At 65.1% G+C, this 20,200-nt stretch carries 22 protein-coding genes; all 22 read right to left on the bottom strand.

Going from position 1 to position 20,200, the window contains the following annotated elements; translation table 11 throughout:
* The gene (flhB, locus tag J2X57_RS12275) at positions 1-1,146 is read right to left on the bottom strand and encodes a flagellar biosynthesis protein FlhB (protein ID WP_079522543.1); all 1,146 of its coding nucleotides are present in this window, start codon (positions 1,144-1,146) and stop codon (positions 1-3) included.
* 6 nt (positions 1,147-1,152) lie between these two features.
* Positions 1,153-1,920 carry a flagellar biosynthetic protein FliR gene (gene fliR / locus J2X57_RS12270; RefSeq protein ID WP_079522542.1) on the bottom strand — a complete coding sequence of 256 codons (768 nt, stop codon included), beginning with the start codon at positions 1,918-1,920 and terminating at the stop codon, positions 1,153-1,155.
* Positions 1,920-2,189 carry a flagellar biosynthesis protein FliQ gene (fliQ, locus tag J2X57_RS12265; protein ID WP_036111221.1) on the bottom strand — a complete coding sequence of 90 codons (270 nt, stop codon included), beginning with the start codon at positions 2,187-2,189 and terminating at the stop codon, positions 1,920-1,922. The genes fliR and fliQ overlap by 1 nt, the downstream gene beginning before the upstream one ends.
* Complete coding sequence (fliP, locus tag J2X57_RS12260; protein WP_043695314.1) at positions 2,186-2,917, bottom strand: flagellar type III secretion system pore protein FliP; 732 nt, start codon at positions 2,915-2,917, stop codon at positions 2,186-2,188. Before fliP ends, fliQ begins: the two co-directional genes overlap by 4 nt.
* Before the next feature lie 53 nt (positions 2,918-2,970).
* Complete coding sequence (gene fliO / locus J2X57_RS12255) at positions 2,971-3,384, bottom strand: flagellar biosynthetic protein FliO (protein ID WP_239709101.1); 414 nt, start codon at positions 3,382-3,384, stop codon at positions 2,971-2,973.
* Between the two features lie 5 nt (positions 3,385-3,389).
* Positions 3,390-3,722, bottom strand: coding sequence for a flagellar motor switch protein FliN (gene fliN / locus J2X57_RS12250; protein ID WP_051943380.1), 333 nt, complete (start codon positions 3,720-3,722; stop codon positions 3,390-3,392).
* Positions 3,723-3,932: 210 nt separating this feature from the next.
* Positions 3,933-4,955 carry a flagellar motor switch protein FliM gene (gene fliM, locus J2X57_RS12245; RefSeq protein WP_051943379.1) on the bottom strand — a complete coding sequence of 341 codons (1,023 nt, stop codon included), beginning with the start codon at positions 4,953-4,955 and terminating at the stop codon, positions 3,933-3,935.
* A 16-nt stretch (positions 4,956-4,971) separates the two neighbouring features.
* Entirely contained in the window at positions 4,972-5,472 is a 501-nt protein-coding gene (locus tag J2X57_RS12240) for a flagellar basal body-associated FliL family protein (RefSeq protein WP_079522540.1), read from the bottom strand.
* A gap of 203 nt (positions 5,473-5,675) precedes the next feature.
* Positions 5,676-6,869, bottom strand: coding sequence for a flagellar hook-length control protein FliK (locus tag J2X57_RS12235; RefSeq protein ID WP_309867420.1), 1,194 nt, complete (start codon positions 6,867-6,869; stop codon positions 5,676-5,678).
* An 18-nt stretch (positions 6,870-6,887) separates the two neighbouring features.
* Positions 6,888-7,322: a flagellar export protein FliJ gene (fliJ, locus tag J2X57_RS12230; RefSeq protein ID WP_309867417.1), complete on the bottom strand. Its 435-nt coding sequence runs from the start codon at positions 7,320-7,322 to the stop codon at positions 6,888-6,890.
* The gene (gene fliI / locus J2X57_RS12225) at positions 7,322-8,683 is read right to left on the bottom strand and encodes a flagellar protein export ATPase FliI (RefSeq protein WP_036111209.1); all 1,362 of its coding nucleotides are present in this window, start codon (positions 8,681-8,683) and stop codon (positions 7,322-7,324) included. The genes fliJ and fliI overlap by 1 nt, the downstream gene beginning before the upstream one ends.
* Positions 8,680-9,345, bottom strand: coding sequence for a FliH/SctL family protein (locus J2X57_RS12220; protein WP_052191361.1), 666 nt, complete (start codon positions 9,343-9,345; stop codon positions 8,680-8,682). Before J2X57_RS12220 ends, fliI begins: the two co-directional genes overlap by 4 nt.
* On the bottom strand, positions 9,345-10,334 hold the full coding sequence (gene fliG / locus J2X57_RS12215; protein WP_239709175.1) for a flagellar motor switch protein FliG: 990 nt from the start codon (positions 10,332-10,334) through the stop codon (positions 9,345-9,347). The genes J2X57_RS12220 and fliG overlap by 1 nt, the downstream gene beginning before the upstream one ends.
* 13 nt (positions 10,335-10,347) lie before the next feature.
* Positions 10,348-12,060, bottom strand: a complete 1,713-nt coding sequence (gene fliF, locus J2X57_RS12210) for a flagellar basal-body MS-ring/collar protein FliF (RefSeq protein WP_036111204.1) — start codon at positions 12,058-12,060, stop codon at positions 10,348-10,350.
* 51 nt (positions 12,061-12,111) lie between these two features.
* Entirely contained in the window at positions 12,112-12,441 is a 330-nt protein-coding gene (gene fliE / locus J2X57_RS12205; protein WP_036111201.1) for a flagellar hook-basal body complex protein FliE, read from the bottom strand.
* Between the two features lie 67 nt (positions 12,442-12,508).
* Positions 12,509-13,933: a sigma-54 dependent transcriptional regulator gene (locus J2X57_RS12200; protein ID WP_079522536.1), complete on the bottom strand. Its 1,425-nt coding sequence runs from the start codon at positions 13,931-13,933 to the stop codon at positions 12,509-12,511.
* A 291-nt stretch (positions 13,934-14,224) separates the two neighbouring features.
* On the bottom strand, positions 14,225-14,800 hold the full coding sequence (locus tag J2X57_RS12195) for a PilZ domain-containing protein (protein ID WP_051943375.1): 576 nt from the start codon (positions 14,798-14,800) through the stop codon (positions 14,225-14,227).
* 29 nt (positions 14,801-14,829) lie between these two features.
* Positions 14,830-15,126: a flagellar protein FliT gene (locus J2X57_RS12190; protein ID WP_051943373.1), complete on the bottom strand. Its 297-nt coding sequence runs from the start codon at positions 15,124-15,126 to the stop codon at positions 14,830-14,832.
* Positions 15,123-15,539, bottom strand: a complete 417-nt coding sequence (gene fliS / locus J2X57_RS12185) for a flagellar export chaperone FliS (protein WP_036111193.1) — start codon at positions 15,537-15,539, stop codon at positions 15,123-15,125. The genes J2X57_RS12190 and fliS overlap by 4 nt, the downstream gene beginning before the upstream one ends.
* Positions 15,540-15,559: 20 nt before the next feature.
* On the bottom strand, positions 15,560-16,924 hold the full coding sequence (gene fliD, locus J2X57_RS12180; protein ID WP_309867407.1) for a flagellar filament capping protein FliD: 1,365 nt from the start codon (positions 16,922-16,924) through the stop codon (positions 15,560-15,562).
* Between the two features lie 136 nt (positions 16,925-17,060).
* On the bottom strand, positions 17,061-18,515 hold the full coding sequence (locus tag J2X57_RS12175) for a flagellin (protein WP_309867404.1): 1,455 nt from the start codon (positions 18,513-18,515) through the stop codon (positions 17,061-17,063).
* Between the two features lie 323 nt (positions 18,516-18,838).
* The gene (locus J2X57_RS12170; RefSeq protein WP_309867401.1) at positions 18,839-20,176 is read right to left on the bottom strand and encodes a flagellin; all 1,338 of its coding nucleotides are present in this window, start codon (positions 20,174-20,176) and stop codon (positions 18,839-18,841) included.
* Between the last annotated feature and the right edge of the window lie 24 nt (positions 20,177-20,200).

The following is a 20,200-nucleotide window of genomic DNA, read 5'->3' as shown; positions in this document are numbered from 1 at the left end:
TCAGTTATCCATGCGGTAGGGGCCGAGCAGGTCCGGGTCGATCTCCTGCTTCGGTAGCTCCGGCGGGAGATCGCCCATGGCGATCGCCTGCTTCAGCCGGAACACGTAGGCCAGAATCTGGGCCACCGCGACATACAGCGCCGACGGGATCTCGCGTCCGATTTCCGTAGTTGCATACAAGGCTCGTGCCAACGGAGGCGCTTCCACCACAGGAATCTTCGCCCCACCCGCCACATCGCGGATCTGCTGAGCCAGGACGTCGACACCCTTGGCCACCACGCGGGGCGCTCCCATGCGGTTTTCGTCGTATTTCAGGGCCACGGCGAAGTGCGTCGGGTTGGTCACGATGACGTCCGCGGTGGGCACGTCTTCCATCATCCGGCGGCGTGCCATCTGGTGCTGCATCTGCCGGACTTTTGACTTCAGCTCGGGACTGCCCTCGCTTTCCTTGTGCTCGTCCTTCACCTCCTGCTTGGTCATCTTCATCTTCTTGGTGAAGCTGTACTTCTGCCAGGGCGCGTCGACCAGGGCCACGGCGCCGAGCGCCACCGCGAAGATCAGCGAGGCGTGGCCGAAGATCCCGAAGGCGCGGGCGATGCCTTCGGCCACCGGACCCGTGCCGCCCATGTACATCTCGGTCGTGCTTTTCCGCAGGAACCAGACCAGCGTGCCGCCGATCAGGATGAGCTTGAGCACCGACTTGCCCAGCTCGACCAGGCCGTTGAGGGACACCAGCCGGCCGAAGCCCTTGATCGGGTCCAGACGGTCGAACTTCGGAATGAGCGCCTCGAAGGAAAAGTTCAGTCCGCCCATGAGGGTCGGCGCGGCCACCGACGCGATCATCGTCGCGATGAACACGGGCGCCAGCATCCAGAAACCTTCCATCACGGCGGTCATCAGCGCGTGGTAGAGGCCATTGGCGGCGAACAGGTCATCGCGCCCGTAACGCAGGCCGACATGCATGATGTTGGCCGCGTGCATGGACATCTGGTCGCGCGAGGCGATCAGCGTGGCGACGCCCGCCAGCACCACCACGGCGGTCGACAGGTCGCGCGAGCGCGGCAGATCGCCCTTCTCGCGGGCTTCGCGAAGGCGTTTGTCACTGGGTGATTCGGTTTTGTCCTCGTTGTCGGCGCCCTCGGCCACGGCCGGTTACCTCCCGATCAACTGGCGCATGGTGTCCCACGCGGCCGTCTGCAACGAGTCGAACGCACCGGGAAGGGCGCGCAGCGAGAGCCATACGGCGAGGACGCCGAGGCAGATCGTGATCGGAAAGCCGACCGCGAAGAGATTCATCGATGGCGCCGAGCGGCTGATGGCGCCGAAACCGAGGTTGACCACCAACACCGCGGTCAGGGCCGGCAGGGCGACGCGCACGGCGCCGGAGAACAGATGCGACGCGAAGCTCAGGACGCCCCACAGGCCATCGGCGCCGATGCCACCGTCGCCCACGGGCATGCTGCGAAAGCTGTCGGCCAGCAGCGAAATGAGCTGGAGATGGCCGTTCATCACCAGGAACATCAGGGTGACGAGCATCGTGTAGAACTGGCTGATGACAGGCGTGGTGCCGCCGACACCCGGGTTCACCGTCTCGGCGAAACCCAGGCTCATGGCCTGTGAAAGGAACTGGCCGCCAAACGCCACGGCCTCGAAAACCAGCTTGAGGATGAAGCCCAGCGCCGCGCCGATCAGCACCTGCTGCGACATCACGGCCACGCCCGCGGCCGACAGCGGCCGGATATCCAGCGGCGCCAGCGGGGCCAGCACCATGGTCAGCAGCACGGTCAGACCGAGGCGGATACGCATCGGGATCATCGTCGAGCCAAGTACCGGCGCGACTAGCATGAGCCCGGAGATGCGGGCCAGCGCCCACATGGCGCCGCCGACCCACCCCTCGAGCTGGCCCAGGTCGATCGGCATCAGCGCACCGCCTGAGGCAGGCTCTCGATGAGCGTGCGGGTGAACTGCACCAGCGTACGCAGCATCCACGGACCGGTGATGATCATCACCAGCGCCATGCAGATCAGCTTCGGGATGAAGCTCAGGGTCTGCTCGTTGATCTGGGTCGCGGCCTGGATCATGCCCACCAGCAAGCCCACCGCCAGCGCGGTGAGCAACAGCGGGGCACCGATCAGCATGGCGACGTGCAGCGCCTGCTGGCCGAACGCGATGACCGATTCCGGCGTCACTGGAAGAAGCTCCCCGCCAGTGTGCCGAGCAGCAGTGTCCAGCCGTCGACCAGCACGAACAGCATGATCTTGAACGGCAGCGAGATGATCATCGGCGAGACCATCATCATGCCCATCGACATCAGCACGGAGGCCACGACGAGGTCGATGATCAGGAACGGGATGAACAGCAGGAAGCCCATCTGGAAGGCGGTTTTCAGCTCGCTGGTGACGAAGGCGGGCAGCGCCACGCGATACGGCACGGCGTCCTTGTCGGCGTACGGCTGCTCGCCGGCCAGCCTGGTGAACAGCTGCAGGTCGGGCTCACGCGTCTGCTCGAGCATGAAGTGACGGAACGGTGCGGCGGCCAGCGGCAGCGCGTCCTGCACGGTCATCTGACCGTCCATGTACGGCCTGATCCCGGCGTCATACGCCTTGTTGATCACCGGCGTCATCACGAACAGGGTGAGGAACAGCGACAACCCCAGGATCACCTGGTTGGGTGGCGTGCTGTTGGTACCCAGCGCCTGGCGCAGGAAACCCAGGACGATGATGATCCGCGTAAACGAGGTCATCATCAGCAGGATCGCCGGCAGCGCGGTGAGCGCCGTCATCAGCGCCAGCATCTGGATCGACAGCGACCAGGTCTGGCCGCCATTGGCGCCCGGCTGCACGTTCAGCAGCTGAATGCCCGGCGGATCCGCCGCGAACGAAGCCAGCGGCAACAGCAGCGACACAAAAAAAGCCATCCACAGGCAGCAGCGCCTGAAGGAGCCCGCCCCGCGGGCGACGCGAGCCCCCCTCACGACCGCTTCCACTGAGCAAGCACGTCCCGAAACCCACGCATCGCAGGGGCCGCGGGCACGGAAGGATCGTCCGACACCGGCGTCTCCAGCACATGCAACGTACGCAGCCCGCCCGCAGGCGACGCACCCACCAGGATCTGCGTGCCGCCAACCTCCAGCAACATCACTTTTTCCTTGATGCCCACGGGCATCGATTCGATGACGCGGATCTTCCGGCCACCCGGACTCACCCGTGCCTGAGCACGACGAGCCATCCAGCCGACGAAGAAAATGAGCGCCACGACGCCGAGCAGGCTGATCAGGACGCGGACCAGTTCCGCGCCCGAATCGACCGCCGGAGCGGCGACCGGAGCCGCCATCAGGGCGCAGGGAAGGGAGCCACCGGCGAAGGCGGCGACAGTACGGCGCATGGGAATCACCGCAGCTTGCGGACGCGCTCGGCCGGGCTGATCACGTCGGTCAGCCGGATACCGAACTTCTCGTTGATGACCACGACTTCGCCGTGGGCGACCAGCGTACCGTTGACGAAGACGTCCAGCGGCTCACCGGCGGCGCGGTCGAGCTCGACGACGGAGCCCTGGTTGAGCTGCAGCAGGTTGCGGATGCTGATCCTGGTCCGGCCCACTTCCATGGCCATGGTGACCGGCACATCGAGAATGACGTCGAGGTTGACCTCGCTGCCGAGCCCCATGGTCCGGGCCAGGGCGGCATCGGTGCCTTCGATATTGTCGAGCGTGGATTCGTTCATGTCCGTTCCAGAGTGTCGTTACCGGGTTACGGGAGCTATGAAGCAATCCGCGTGCCACGCTGTCGAAACGCTGGAGACTGTAAATTTACCGTGTTTTTTCAGTCCTTTGAACGACGCTTTCCGGTCACGTCTCGCGCCCGGAAAGTGACGCTCGGCGGAAACCTGACGCTCGACGGCAGTTAGTCACCGAGCCGGTCCATTGACGGCACTTCACGCCAGTACGGGCATCGGCTCCGTCGTGGTCACCGGCATCGCCCTGCCCTCGCCGCGCTTGCGCATCAGAGAATCGAACTGCACCGCCTTGTTGCCTCCGGAGTTGGCCATGCGGCCCCGGAAAATAGGCACGTCTTCGGCAAAGACCGTTGCCGTTTCGGGCAGGCTGATCGGGATGATGTCGCCCTTGCGCAGGTGCAGGAAGTCGCCGATGGTCAGGCGCGCTTCGGCCAGCATCGAGGTGATCTCCACTTCCGCATCGAGAATTTCCTCGTGCAGGTTCTGGATCCAGCGCTCATCGCGCTCGGCCCGGTCGCTCTGCACACCGGCATCGAGCAGTTCACGGATCGGCTCGACCATCGAATACGGCAGCGTGAGATGGACTTCACCGCCGCCGCCGTCGAGCTCGATATGGAAGCGCGACACCACCACCGTCTCGGTCGGGCTGACGATATTGGCGAACTGCGGGTTGATCTCGGAATTGAGGAACTCGAACTGCATCTTGAGGACCGGCGCCCAGGCTTCCGCCATGGCCGAAAAGGCCTCCGCCAGCACGATCTGGATCACGCGGTTCTCGGTCGGCGTGAAGTCGCGGCCCTCGATACGCGCGTGGTACCGGCCGTCACCACCGAAGAAGTTGTCGATCACCGTGAACACCAGGCGCGGCTCGAACACCATCAGCGCGGTACCGCGCAGCGGCTTGATGCGAATGAGGTTGAGATTGCTCGGCACCGCCAGCGAGTGAACGTACTCGTTGAACTTGGTCATCTTCACGCCAAGCACCGACACTTCGCAGGACTTGCGCAGCACGTTGAACAGGTTGGCGCGGAAATACCGGGCGAAACGGTCGTTGACCATCTCCAGCGTGGGCAGACGCCCGCGCACGATACGGTCCTGCTGGGTGAAATCGTAGTCGTGCACACCGCCCGGTGGCGGCAGCTCGACCTCGGTTTCGACGGCACCGCCTTCCACACCCGCGAGCAGGGCGTCGATTTCTTCCTGGGTGAGAATGTCGCTCATGGCTGCGGGTGTCCCGTCACTGCATGATGAAGCTGGTGAAATAGACCGCGTCCACCCCGGGGCGACCGATCTTTTCCTTCAGCACGCGCTGAATCTCGGCGAGCGCGGCGGCCTGCAGCTTCTGCTTGCCCTTGACGTCGGACAGGGACTTCACGTCCTGCGCGGAGAACAGCATCAGCAAGGCATTGCGGATCTCGGGATCGGCTTCCTTCGCCGCGGCGATCGCCTCCGGGTCGTGAGACATGACGTTCACACCGACCTGAAGGAAACGCAGCGCCGCCTCGTCCTGGAAATTGACCACGAAGGCCGGATCCAGCTGCAGATAAACCGCCGGTTTGGCCTTGGCCGCCGCGGCGGCATCGGCCGCACTCGTCTTGCCGTGGCCGCCCTTCATCAGAAACCAGCCGCCCGCACCGCCCGCCGCCAGCACGATGACCGCGCCGATGATCAGCAACTTGCCCTTGCCCTTCTTCTTTACGGGAGCGCCTTCGGGCGCGTCCATCTGTGCTGCGGCCATGCGTGAAAAACCTCTGTGATGCGAATGCGATATCGTCGTTGCCCGATGGGCTCACGGGCATTGTTGCAAGCGACGTGCCATCTGCGTACATGTAGCGTGATGCGCATCCCGCTTCGCGTCGCGCCGTCGTTGTCGCCCCGAATACGCGCCGTCGCCGCGACGACGAATTGACGCGCGCCAATTCGTCGCCACCCAATCGATCGTCAGGCCACTTCGTCGACCAGACTGCGGGATACGCGCGAGGTCGCCAGTGTGACCGTCGCGCCCTGTGCATCGTCCGCGCCACCCTGCCCCGCGCCGCCGTTGCCGGCATGCCCGTCATCCTGCCCGTTCTGGCGCTGACCCACGTCGGTCTGGCCGAGCGACAGGCCGTGATGCGCCAGCATCGTGTCGAGCTGCGAGAGCGTCTGCTGGACGGCATGCACCGCTGCCGGGTGCTGCGCCATGATCGCGACATTGACCTTGCCGCCGTCGACATTCACGCGGACGTCCATGCTGCCCAGCTCTTCGGGGTGCAACTTGATCCGCGCTTCCTTGACGTCACCACCGCCCATCCAGGCGATCTGCTCGCCCAGTTCCTGGGCGAACTGCGGCGAGGTGGCGGCCTGTGTGGCCTGTACCTGCAAGGCCGCGCCGTCCACCGGTGCCAGACCGGGCGTGTGGGTCAGCGGCATCGGGCTGGTCGTCGGATCGGAAGGCGACGCCGCGTCCTCCTTTCCCGTGCCCACGGTCACCGTGCGCGCGGCCAGAAGCGCAGCCAGCGGGGATCCGGCGGCCGTCGACGCGGTCGCATCGGCAAGGGCACCGGCGCCCTCGGTAGACGCCAGCATCGCACCCTTGCCGTCGCCACCGGTCACGGCGGCAGCGGCAGCGTTCGGCAGACCCATGGCCAACGCGCCAGCGCTGAGATCGCCCGTCTTCCCGGCGGCGCCCTTCAGGGCACCCAGCGTCTTCGACGCCAGTTCGGTCACCTTGGGCGGTACGCCGATCAGGGCGAGCATCGTGCTGGCAATGGACGTGTCGTCGTTGTCGGACGTGTCGTCCTTCTTCGCGTCATCCTGATTGGCGGTCTTATCCGCTTTCGTGCTCGTAACCTTGCCGTCATCGGCTTTGGCAGACGTCGTGCTCTTGTCGTCGCGATCGTCGGCGCTGTCGTCCTTCGCCTTGTGCGTGTCGGACGGTGCGTTGCCGCGGCTGCTGGCATGGGCGTCAGCCGCATGCGGCCTGACCGTGCCGCCGGCGCCGGCGTGCGCCTGGGCATGCGCGCTGTCGAGTACCGCGTCGAAGCGCTTCGACGGGGTCGTGTCGTCGTTCGCCCTGGCCGTCGCGTTCGACGCGGACGTGGGTGCCTGGCTGACCGGGCGGGCGAGGTTGAGGGCGACAGTAGCGTTATTCATGCGGTGCTTCCGGTGAGATCATGCCGAACCCCTCGGGTTACGGCGGTACTGCGAGCGCTCGTCGGCCTGTTCCTGCTCCCGACGATCCTGTGACTTACGTTCCTGGTCGCGATACCTGGTGGTCACCGACTCGAGCGCCTTGGCACGGCCGCGGGCCTCCGCCCACGACTGGCGCGCTCGTTCGAGCCCCTGCTCACGACGCTGGACTTCGCTCATCTGCTGCACGATGGCCATGTCGATCTTCTGCAGGAACTGCTGCCGGTTGAGCAACGCGCTGACGCCGATGCCATCGGGCATCGCCGCGTACTCGTTGCGATAGCGACGTAGCTCGGCCAGCTGCTGTTCGCTCTCGGCAAGCGTCCGCTGGTGCGTGGCGAGCGAACGCGTCGCGTCCTCCGCCTTCTCGGCGGCGATATCGACAACGGGTTGCAGGCGGTCGGCACGCGAGGCCATCAGTTAGTCCTCGCGACATCGACGAGGCCGGCTTCCGCATCGGCCAGATCCACCGGCACATCGGTTTCCTGCTGCAGGAAGGCCGAAAGACGCGGATACAAGGCAATCGCTTCGTCCGTACGCGGATCGCTGCCCTTCTGGTACGCCCCCACCGCGATGAGGTCGCGCTGCTGGCGATACGCCGAATACACCTGGCGGAAGCGCTGGGCGGAACGCATGTGATCCTTGCTGACGACCGCCGGCATGACGCGGCTGATCGACGCTTCGATGTCGATCGCCGGGTAATGACCGGCTTCCGCCATGTCGCGCGACAAGACGATATGACCGTCGAGAATGGCGCGCGCGGAGTCGGCGATCGGATCGTGGCGGTAATCGTCGCCTTCGGTGAGCACGGTGTAGAACGCCGTGATCGAGCCGCGACCTTCCGCGTCGTTGCCCGCGCGCTCCACCAGCGCCGGCAACATCGCGAATACGGACGGCGGATAACCCTTGGTGGCCGGCGGTTCGCCGATCGCGAGCGCGATCTCGCGCTGCGCCTGGGCATAACGGGTGAGCGAATCCATCAGCAGCAGGACGCGCTTGCCCTGGTCGCGAAAATGCTCGGCCACGGCGGTCGCGACCTGAGCGCCGCGCAGGCGACTGAGCGGCGGCGCGTCCGCGGGGGCGGCGACGACCACCGCGCGACGGCGACCTTCCTCGCCCAGCGTATGGTCGACAAATTCCTTTACTTCGCGGCCTCGTTCGCCGATCAGGCCGACCACGACGACGTCGGCGTCGGTGAAACGGGTCATCATGCCCATCAGCGTCGACTTGCCGACGCCGGAACCGGCGAACAGGCCGATACGCTGGCCGCGACCGACGGTCAACAATGAGTTGATCGCGCGCACGCCGACATCGAGCGGCGTATCGATCGGCTGGCGCAGCATCGGGTTGATCGGGTCGCGGCGCAGCGGTACCCGTTCGCGCGCCAGCAACGGACCCTGACCGTCGAGCGGGACGCCGTCGGGGCCGATGACACGACCGAGCAGCGAATCACCGACGGGAATGCCCGACACGGCGGCCACCGGCGTGACGCGCGCATTGGGCAGCACACCGTGCATTTCACCCGTGGGCATCAGCAGAAGCCGGCCATCGGAAAAGCCAACCACTTCCGTTTCGAGCTGTTTGCCGTTCGCCGAGGTCACCATGCAGCGAGCACCGACCGGCGCTTCGCAGCCGACGGCCTCGAGCGTAAGCCCGACGACGCGGCGAAGCTTGCCTTCGGCCTGCATCGGGCTGACGCCCTCGGCGCTTGCGCGCTGCGCCGCCAGCGATTGGCGCCAGTGCGCGACGCGTCCGGCGGTATGCGATTCGGCGTTCATGCCGGTTCGTCCAGCGCATCGGCTTCCGCCTCTTCGACACGGCCTTCCAGCACGCTGTCGATCACCGCGGCCAGTCGCGTCCGGAGGCGCGCGTCCAGGCGCGAGTGCTCGCTCTCCAGGCGCACGTCACCGCGCTCGAGCGCGGCGTCGTCGACGATCGAACCCTCGTGATCGACCGACGACCGGTGCTCACGCACGATCGCCGCATCCGCCGGGTTGAGGTGAATCTTCAGCTGACGGCTGCCAGCCGGCAGCACGTCGACGGCCTGACGAACCACGTCGACGATCTTTTCGGGGCGCGTCGCGATCTCATATCCCAGCACGCGCTCGGCGATGACGGTGGCGAGCACGGCGAGATCACCGGCCACGTCGGCGTCGAGATCCGCGAACGGGCGCTCCACGGCGGCGAACAAGGCGTCGAGACGCGCGACCTGTGCATCCAGTTCGCGCTTCGCCATCGCACGACCTTCGCTCAGGCCGGCATGGAAACCCTCTTCGCGAGCCTGGCGCTCGATCGCTTCGATCTCGGCCACGGTCGGCCGGTGCGGACCATCGTCCTCCTGCTCGACGACCTCGCGCGGATCGGGACCACCCACGACGGGCAGCTCCCAGCGTTCGAACTGGTCGACGCGCTCGCGGGCGAGGATCGAGGTAAGGCTCATCAGACGAACTCTTCCCCGCCACCGGCGAGATTGATCTGGCCCGCGTCAGCCAGGCGGCGCGCGGTAGCCAGCACTTCCTTCTGTGCCGCATCCACCTCGGAGAGACGGACCGGACCCTTGACCTCCAGGTCGTCGCGCAGCATGTCAGCCGCACGCTTGGACATGTTGGCGAAGATCTTCTCGCGAATGGCCACCTCGGCACCCTTGAGGGCCGTGATGAGGCGCGCCGAAGGTACTTCGCGCAGCAGCGTCTGCATGCTGCGATCGTCGAGGTCGGCGAGGTCGTCGAAGACGAACATCAGTTCTTCGATGCGCTCACCCAGGCCCGAATCGATGCCGCGGATCGACGCCATGAGTTCGGCCTCACGCGAGGTTTCCATCGCGTTGAGGATATCCGCGGCCGCCTTGAGGCCACCGACGGTCGCCGACTTCAGTTTGTTGGAATTGCCGGAGAACTGGCGTTCCATGATTTCGTCGAGTTCGTTGAGCGCGTGCGGCTGCACACCGTCGAGTGTGGCGATACGCATCACCACGTCGCTGCGCGTACGGCCTGGCAGGTAGCCGATGACTTCGGCGGCCTGATCGGACTCGAGATGCGCCATCACCAGCGCGATGATCTGCGGATGTTCCTGCCCGATCATCTCGGCGATGGCACGGCTTTCCATCCACTTCAGCGATTCGAGACCCTTGCTGCTGCGACCGAGCAGGATGCGGTCGATGAGACCGCCGGCCTTGTTCTCACCCAGTGCGTTGACGAGGATGCGGCGGATGTATTCCTCGGTGCCCACGCCGATCGACGTATGCTGACCGACGTCTTCCTGAAGCTTGGTGAGCACCAGCTCGACCTGCTCCTTGCTGACGTTCTTCAGCGCGGCCATCGCCGAGCCCACGGCCTGCACGTCGCGTGCGCCGAGGTGTTTGAGGATGGACGCGGCGTCTTCTTCACCCAGGGTGAGAAGCAGGATCGCCGCTTTTTGTGCGCCCGTCAGGGCCTCTTTCGACTCAGCTGCCATCGTCGGATACCCAGCTCTTCACGACCTGCGCGATCTGCTTCGGATTTTCGGCGGCCATACGCTTGGCGAGACCCACCTTCTGTTCGTAAGCCAGCAGCGCGGGCGAGCCCAGCTGCGGCGAGGACGTGCTGACACGATCCGGCGACATGTCGTCGTCGTCCACCATGACCGACACCGAAGGCATCGGACCGGCGAGTGCGACGTTGTTCATGGCGATCGGCGCGGGCTTGAGCAGCCCCTTGAGAATCGGGCGCAGGACGAAGAAGCCGACGATCAGCGCGATCATCACGCCCAGCCCCTGCTTGATCAGATCGAGCATGCCGGGACGCTCGTAGAACGGCATGCCCTGCGGCTCTTCCTCGGCGACGGCGGCACGGAACGGCTCGTTGATGACACTGACGCTGTCGCCCCGGTCCGCGCTGAAACCCACCGCGTTCTTGGTCAGTTCGGTCAGGCGGGTCAGCTCTTCCGGCGTGAACGACACGCTCTTCATCTTGCCGTCTTTGTCCGGCACCTGCTTGTTGTCCACGACCACGGCCACCGACAGACGCGCCACCTTGCCGGCGGGGTCCGTGACATGGCTGACGGTGCGATCGAGTTCGTAGTTGCGCGTCGCGTTCTGCGACTGCTGCGTCGGCGTGGCGGCGGTCTGCGTGCTGGCGTTCTGGCCGGCGGCGGGCTTGCCGTTACCGGCGGCCGGGTTGGCCGCCGTCGGGTTACCACCGGTGTTCGGCGGCTGGTTGCTCAGCGCACCGGGCACACCGGCGTTGCCGTTCGGCTCGGTACGCGTGTCGCTGCTGGTCTGTTCGCTGCGCAGCGCCGGGTTCTCGTGATTGAACACCTCGCTGGCCTTCTCCGTCTGCGAGAAGTCCAGGTCGGCGAAGACCTGGGCACGCACCTTGCCCGCACCGACGAGCGGCGTGAGCAGGTCTTCGACGCGCTGCGTGTAGGTGGCTTCGATGCGATTGGACAGGCGAAGGCGGCTGTCGCCGATCGCGGAGGCGCTGTCCGGGTCGCTGACGGTGAGCAGGTTGCCGGTCTGATCGATCACCGACACCTGGCGCGTATCGAGGTCCGGCACGCTGGCAGCCACGAGATGAACGATGGCGGCCACCTGGCCCTGATCCAGCTGACGACCGGGATAGAGCGACACGACCACCGACGCCGAGGCCGGCTTGTTGTCACGCACGAAAGCGGAGGGCTTCGGCAGTGCGAGGTGCACGCGCGCGCCACGTACCGACTGCAGGCCCGCGATGGTATTGGAGAGGTCCGTTTCGAGCAGCGACTGGTAGCGCGAGCGCTCAGCCATATCGCTCATGCCGAACGGCGAATCGGCCTGCGGCAGCGCGGCGGCGGCACTGCCCTGCGGAAGACCCTGGCCCGCCAGCTTGAGGCGCACGCCGGCGACGTCGGCGGCCGGGACGAAGATGGAACTGCCGTCCGTGCTGAGCGTGTAAGGGGTATTGCCGGCCTGCAGCGCCTGCGTGACCGCGGCGGCGTCCTTCTGCTCGAGGCCGCCGTAAAGCAGACCGTAGTTCGGTGCGCGCGACCACATGACCGCGGCGATACCGATCGCCACCGCACCCGCGATACCGGCAAGCATGAAGAGCTGACGGGCGGCCGGCGTCTGCGACAGGGACTTCAAAGAGTCCATGCGCGAGGCCGTGCTGCTGTCCGTGGTGGCGACGCCGTTATCTGCCATGGGGAAACTCGAATCCTGTGAGGTTGCTCATGCCGGATCGGATCAACGCGATCAGATCGACATGTTCATGATTTCTTTGTACGCATCGACCATCTTGTTGCGCACTTCGGTCATGGCACGGAAGGAAAGATCCGCCTTCTGGCCCTGAATCATCACTTGCGCCAGATCGATACCCGGGTCCCCGCGCTCGAATGCCGACGCCATCTGCGATGCCTTGGCCTGCGACTGCGCGACACCGTCGATCGACTGTTTGAGCACGTCACCGAAGGAACCTTTCGCCGCCTGCCCCGTTTCGCCGACACCCCGGATCGCGGGCATCTCGGTCTGCGCGCTGATGCGGCGCATCTGGAGCAGCAGGCTGTTCACATCGATCGTGGTCATGACGGTTTTCCAACGCGTTATCGGCTTACCGACACCCGATGCACGAGGTGTGCCAAACCGACGCGACTCAACCGGCCTGCACGGTTTCCGACAGGCCGTACTTGCGCAGCTTCTCGACCAGCGTGGTGCGCTGGACGCGCAGCAGCTTGGCCGCATGGGCGACGACACCGTTGGCCGAGTTCAGCGCCTGACGGATCAGGCCGATCTCGATACCCGCCAGGTGGTCCTTCAGGTCGAGGCCACCGAGCGGCAGCACCGCCGGATCGCTGTCGCCGGAGAAACCGAAGGTCTCGACCACCGGCTCCGGCTCGGCTTCCATCATCGCGATGAGTGCCGCACCCGATACTTCCTCGATCGGAAGTGCGCCCCGGTACTTTTCCGGCAGGTCGGCCGCACGGACCTCGCCCTGCGGCATGAGGATGGCCATACGCTCGACCAGATTGGACAGCTCACGCACGTTGCCCGGCCACGGGTGACGGCACAGCGCGGTCATGGCGCTCGGCGCGAAGCGCACCGAGGTCAGACCACGCTGCAGCAGGCGCTGATTGAACTCGGCGATCAGGGCCGGCAGGTCTTCGAGGCGCTGGCGCAGGGCCGGCATTTCCAGCGGGAACACGCTCAGGCGATAGAACAGGTCTTCCCGGAAACCGCCGCGCTCGATGGCACCTTCGAGGTCGCGATGGGTCGCGGCGATGATGCGCACGTCGCAGCGCTGCGGGCGATTACCGCCGACGCGCTCGAAAACGCGCTCCTGCAGGACACGCAACAGCTTCACCTGCATCGGCAGGCTCATGTCGCCGATTTCGTCGAGGAACAGCGTGCCGCCCTCGGCCATTTCGAAACGACCCTTGCGGGTGCTGATCGCGCCGGTGAACGCGCCCTTCTCGTGACCGAACAGTTCGCTCTCGAGCAGTTCCGCCGGAATGGCGCCGCAGTTGATCGCGACGAACGGCTTGTCGCGACGCGGCGAGCAGTCGTGAATGGTGCGGGCGACCAGCTCCTTACCGCTGCCGGACTCACCCAGCACGAGGACGCTCGAATCGAACGGCGCCACCTGGCGGATCAGCGCGTTGACGCGCTGCATCGGACCGGACTGGCCGACGAAGCGCAGGTGGTTCTGTACCGGCTGCATGCGCGACTGCAGGGTGCGCAGGGCCTCGGACAGACGCTCGTAGCGGAGCGGCATGTCGATCAGCTCGACGTTGAGGCTCTGCGCGTCGTCGCCGGCGATCAGCGCGCTGGCGACCGGGGAATCGGCCGAGACCAGGAGAGGCAGGTTGCGGCCGTGGCGACCCAGGGCAGCCAGATAGCCTTCGAGTTCGGCTTCGTCTTCCACCGTACCGACATAAGCGGCGCGCCAGCCTTCGGCGGCGTCCGCAGCCTGCATGCGATGAGCGAGCACGGGACGGTAACCCAGGAAAGCCAGCGCGGAAGCGACGGTTTCAGCGCGCGATGCGTCGGATTCGACGACGAGAAAGTTGGAAGACTTCATCCTGAGATACCTCACGTTGCGTGTGATCGAAGGCCCGTGAGCGGGTTCGCGATGGAATCCCGTCGCCTTCGTTGCAAGGTATCAATCAAGGAGCGTGCCAACGCCGGAATTCTGGCGCCACAAGGCCGACATCCACGTAAGTACGGGGCTTGCGGAGGTGTGAGGAAAACCTTTTCGGCAAGTGATGACGACGTGAGGACGCCCCGTGGTGTCAGCCCTGACAACACGCGTCACGAATGTGACGCAGGACGCCACGCGACGTTCCTACGTCACGTGACGTAAAAGGTCACTTCACTCGCCCGAGCCGTCCTGAGGCCGTGCGTGGGCTCGTGCTTCGGCGACCTGGCGGCGGTGCTGGCGGAACACCAGTCGCTCGATACCGTCGCGGACGGACTCCGTCAGGCCCTCGAAGGCGATGAAGCCCTTGCCGTCCGTGGGACCGGCGAGGCGAACGCCCGGCAGCTCCAGCGGGAGGGCCCGGCACACGTCGAAATGCAGCTTCAGCATCACCGGGGTGCCCACGGCGGGCAGGCCGTCCCATGGCAAGGCGGCGCCGGCGGCGTTCACGCGGACCGGAATGCGGGGTGGCAGGACGGACTGAGGCAGAAGGAGCCGGTTGACGATCTCCATCAGGACGTTGAGCTTGGCGTCCAGACGGGCCACTTCCTGGGTCAGGGGGCTGTCGTCCTCGCCAGTGTCACTGCGCCGGTCCATGAGGGCGGACACGGCGACCAGGACATTGGTGTTGCGGTCGTTGATCAAGGCCAGGCCGGCCGGATCGGGACGCTCGGTGATCTCACAGGTGGCGTGAAACCGGGAATCCCAGGCTACGCGATCGGAGAATGCCTTCCACGCTTCGTCAGTCATCCGTCCGTCCCCGCCAAAGGATGTGTCGATCAGAACGAATTATACGCGGCGACGGCGCGGCGAACCCGACGGGACGTGTCCCACTGCGCCGCGGTCTCGTCGCGAGCGGCCGAGACGAGATCCTTGATCAGGCCATCCAGCAACATGATGGACTTCAGCGACTCGAGCGTTTCGGGGGCCGGACGCATGCTGCCCTGCCGCAGGACAGGCTCGCGCTGGGCTTCGAGTTCAGTGAGCTCATCCCAGCGACCTTCGCTGGCGGCCGCATGCATGGACTCGGTAAGGTCGAGGACGCGCGGGAGGTCGCACCAGAGGGTGTCGTTCATGCGCCTGCTCCGGCGAGCTGACGAGCCTCGACCGGGATGGCCACCCAGCTGTCGCGGATCTGCCCGAGCAGGCGCGCGACTTCTTCGAGGGCTTCGGCGTCGTTATGCAGATTGGCGTGTACGAGACGGCGGCTCATATAGTCGTACAGGGCGTCCAGCTGGGAAACCAGCGGCGTGGCCACGTCGTGGTTGAGGCCCGACTGGAGACCGCCGACGATTTCGATCGTCTTCGAGATGGCCTCGCCCTTGCCCGCGACGTTGCCCGTAGCCATGCACGCCAGCGCCAGGCGAATGCGTTCCAGACCGCCATCCATGAGCATGGTGATGAGACCGTGCGAGTCGGCCTGCTCGAGGCCGCCACCGGTGCGGACCTGCTGGTAGGCGCCAGCGCCGCGGGAGTATCCAAGTGCCATGTGGGTTTCCTGTCCTGCGATCAGGACGATTTGGTCAGCGCGTCGAACTGCTGCGTGAGGTAGCTGCTGGTGCTGCTGAGTTTGGTCATCATGGTGTCGAGCGCCGTGTACTGCGTGGTCAGGCGCTTCGTGTAGTCGGTCATGGTCGAGTCCCAGGCGGTCTGCTGATCGGCCAGGTCCTTGAGCTTGGCATTCAGATTGGTGGTGCGCTGGGTCAGGATGCCGCTGGACGAGGTCCAGCCGGTGACCAGCTTGTCGAGTTTCGGCGCGATACCGTTGGTGCCGCTCAGCAGGTCCTTCACGCCACTCGGGTTCGAGCTCAGCGCGGAGCTCAGCTTCGTGTTGTCGAACTTCAGCGTGCCGTCGACCTGGAAAGACACGCCCAGGTCGCTGAGCGAGCGCGGGCTGGCTGTGGCGCCAGTCAGTTGCGAACCCAGCAGCTGGGAGACCTGACTCTTGATCGAATTGACCGTGGCATCGCCGATCAGGGCGCCGACCTGCTGGTTGGTCGCGTCGTACTTGGTCAGCGTGCTGTAGGTCGAAACGAAGGAGTTATAGGCGGTGACCAGCGACTGCATCGCCGTGCTGACCGAGCTGGTGTCGTTGCTGATGGTGATGCTGCTCGAGCCGGTCTTGGCAAGCGACAGCGTCACGCCGTCGATCGCCGTCGAGGTCGTATTGGTGGGACTGCTGGCCGCCGTGCCGTCGACCGTGAACAAGGCGTCCTGCGCCTTGATGGTCGGGGTATCCGTCGCGGGATCGAAATCCAGCTGCGCCAGGCCGCCGTCGCCGCCACTGGAGGTGACCGTGAACGCATTGGCCGCGCCGGTGGTCTGCGAGGTCAGCACCAGATGCGCGCCGTCGGTACCGGTGACGATGCTGGCGGTGACGCCGGGATTGGACTTTGAGTTGTTGATCGCGTCGCGCACGTCCTGCAGCGTGTTCGCCGGCGAGGCGATATCGACGCTCATGGACTTGTCACCCACCGCGATGCTCAGGGTGCCCGTGCCGACCTCGGTCGTCTTCGCGCTGGCGAACGCACCCGAGGTGGTCTTCTGCGAGGTAGCGAGCTGGGTAACGGCGATGTTGTAGACGTTGGCCTTGGCCGTGGAATCCGTCGTCGCCGAGAGGACGGTGGAGTCGCCGATCGAGGTCTTCAGCGTGGAGAACGCGGTGCCGTCGGTCAGGGACTTGATGGCGGCCTGCAAGCTCGTCAGGGACGAGGTGAAATTGCCGATCGCCGAAATCTGCGTGCTGGTGCTGGTCTGAGCCGTCGAGATCTGACTGTCCTTCGCCGCACGCTTGTTGTTCACAAGGTTCGTAACGATGGATGCGACGTCGATGGAGCTGGATCCGAGCGTAACGGTGCTGCTACTGGTGGCCATGAGACTCTCCGTGAAGACGCCTCACTGCCCGGGGCGCCAATTTGTCGACGGCTGACCCCCAGTGGGAGCCAGCCGTGGACAACTAAGCAATTACCCTGCCAACCCGGGGAAGCCCCGGGTTGGCGGTGTCACCGGATTACTGGAGGAGCTTGGTAACGATCTGCTGGCTCTGGTTGGCCTGGGCGAGGACCGAGACGCCGGCCTGCTGCAGGATCTGAGCCGAGGACATGTTCGCCGTTTCCTGAGCGAAGTCGGCGTCGGTGATGGCCGACTTCGACGAGGTCAGGTTCTGCGAGATGTTCTGCAGGTTGGAGATGGTCGACTCGAAGCGGTTCTGCACCGCGCCGAGGGTGGAGCGCAGATCGGAAACCGACTGCAGGGCGGCATCGATGCGGTTGATCGTGTCGTTGGCGCCATCGACCGTCTTCACGCTGGAATCTGCCAGGGTGGAAGTGGTGGATACAGCGATCGCACCAGCGGTGAAGCCCGACGCCGCCGCCTTGGTGCCGCCGACCGTGATGGCCGAAGACGACGAGAACTTCAGCGAGCCGTCGGTGGCGACATAGGCGTTGATGCCTTCGCCCGACTTAGCATTGATGGCGTCGGCCATGTCCTGCGTGGTCTTGAAGGTACCGGTGACGCTGAAGGCGGCATTGCTGCCGACCTGCAGGGTCAGGTCGCCCGCAGCCAGCGTGATCGGCGTGGCGTCACCGACGGCGACGTCGGCCGTACCGGCCGTCGACGTCGTGGTACCGAACAGCGCGGCCGCGCCTGCACCGCCGACGGTCGGCGAGGTTGCACCGTTGGCCGAGTTGGTGAAGGTGAACGTGCCAGCGTTCTGCGTCACCGAGGCGCCGGCGCCGTTGGCCGACAGCTGGTTGTTGATCGCGGTGGCGAGGCCAGCGGCGTTGGTGTAGTCCTGGTTCAGCGTGACCGTCTGGCCGTTGACCGTGAACGACGACGCGGTGGTCGAGAAGTCGAAGTTGGTCGTAGCCTGACCGGCGACCGTCGTGCCCTTGGAGCCGGCAACGGCGGCCGTAGCGACGAGGGACGGGGTGGCGGAACCGGTGGCGAGCTGACCGACCTGGTTGGACTTCATGCCCTGGTTCAGGCTGACGTTGATGACTTCACCGACGTTTGCGCCGACCTGGAAGCTGAGGTTCTGGGCGGAACCGTCCAGGACCTTCATGCCGTTGAAGTTGGTCTGCGTGGCGATACGGGTGACTTCCGACAGACGCTGCTGAACTTCGGCGTCGAGCGCGGCGCGGTCCGAAGAAGAGTTGGAGGCGTTGGTCGACTGAACGGCCAGTTCGCGGATGCGCTGAAGGTTGTTCGTGACTTCGTCGAGGGCCGACTCGGTCGTCTGCGACAGCGAGATGCCGTCGTTGGCGTTCTGAACCGCGCGGTTCAGGCCGTTGATCTGGGTGGTCATGCGGGTCGAGATCGCGAGGCCGGCGGCGTCGTCCTTCGCGCTGTTGATGCGGTTACCCGACGACAGGCGCTCGATCGCGGACGAGAGCTTCGTCTGCGAGGTGCTCAGGTTACGCTGAGCATTCAGCGACATGATGTTGGTGTTGATGGTCAGTGCCATGGGATTGATCCTTTTTAAGCGGAACCGAAATGCCGGAGGTTGTGCGGCGTAGTCCGGCGGGGTTCCGTGAAGGAAGCCTTCCGCCTCAGAGAGGTTTACGGCACGCCGGGAGGAAACTTGAGAACTTTTTCTACCTGTCAACAACTTTCTTGATCGAAACCGTGTAGGCGGTGACGCCCAGGCTCCGTCAGTCAATTTATCGGCAGGGTCGGCTCCGGGTTTAGGGTCAATTTCATAACGCCAGATACGTTGATTCGGCAGCGGAAGTACGCGCCCCGGCGGACTCGCGGGGGCGCCTGAGCCTGTGCCGCCTGGCCGTGGAATTACTCCAGCAATTTGAGGATGAGCTGTTGAGACGAATTGGCCTGTGCGAGCACCGAGACACCCGATTGCTGAAGGATCATGGCCATCGTCTTCTTTGCGGTCTCCTCCGCGATGTCCGAGTCCATGATGGTGCTGCGTGACTCCGTCATGTTCTGCCGGATGCTGTCGAGGTTGCGAATGGTGGACTCCAGGCGATTCTGCACGGCACCCAGCGTGGACCGGGTCGAGCTGACCGATTCCAGTGACGCGTCGACGCGTGCCACCAGGGCGTATGCCGCATCTCGCGTAAGCACCGAGCCATCGGCCAGGGATGTCGCGGTGTCCATGGCGTAATCGCTGGAAAATCCGAGCTTGCCTGCCAGAGCTCCCGACACGCTGACGGCCGACCGCGAATCGAAGCGTAACGACCCGTTTTCACCGACAAAGGCGGAGAGACCGCTTCGTCCGTTGGCATTGATGGCATCGGCGACGCTTTGCGTGTCCCGGAACGATCCGATGATGTCGACGCTCTCGCCGCTGCCATTGGTAAATGAAAGATCGCCTTTAGCCAGGCTGAGGCGGTCGCCCCCTACCCTCACGATGTCCAGTTTGTCGCCGTTGGCGGCAACCCTGAAGTCACGACCGAGCTTGCCTTCGAGAAAGCCACGCGCAGTGTCGACCGTGTCGCCTTTATAGAGCGACCAGTCGACCCTGACGCCATCGTAGTCCACCGTACCCAGGCTCTGCCCGTTGGCGTTGCTCCAGTCCTTCGCAGGATCCTGCGTGAACGCGTAAGGCTTGGAGACGAACGCCGATGCTATATCCACCGAGCCACTCGCCACCTGACCGACCTGATCCGCGCGCATACCCTGCCCAAGGCCCACCTGAATCACTTCGCCCACGTTGGCGCCGACCTGGAAGGTGAAGCGCGAGCCGCTTCCGTCCAGCACTTTCATGCCATTGAAATTGGTTTGCGTGGCGATGCGGGTGATTTCTTCGAGGCGCTCGACCACCTCGTTGTTGAGCGCGCGCCGGTCCACACCGGAGTTCGAGCCGTTGGCCGACTGCAACGCCAGTTCGCGGATGCGCTGTAGGTTGGCCGTTACCTCGTCGAGCGCCGCCTCACTGGTCTGCGACAGCGAGATGCCGTCGCTGGCGTTACGACGGGCTTGTGCGAGACCGTTGATCTGCGTGGTGAAGCGTGTCGCGATAGCGAGACCGGCGGCGTCGTCCTTTGCGCTGTTGATGCGTTTGCCCGAGGTGATGCGCTGCATGGCCTCGGCCAGCCTGCTCTGGGTCATGCCGAGGTGTCGCTGCGCGTTGAGCGATGCCATGTTGGTACTGATAGTGAGAGCCATGAGAATGTCCTTCTCTCGTGGCGG

The organism is Luteibacter sp. 1214, from assembly GCF_031455395.1.
In the GTDB taxonomy this organism is placed as follows: Bacteria; Pseudomonadota; Gammaproteobacteria; order Xanthomonadales; family Rhodanobacteraceae; genus Luteibacter; species Luteibacter mycovicinus.
This window is presented reverse-complemented; position numbering and strand designations above follow the sequence as displayed.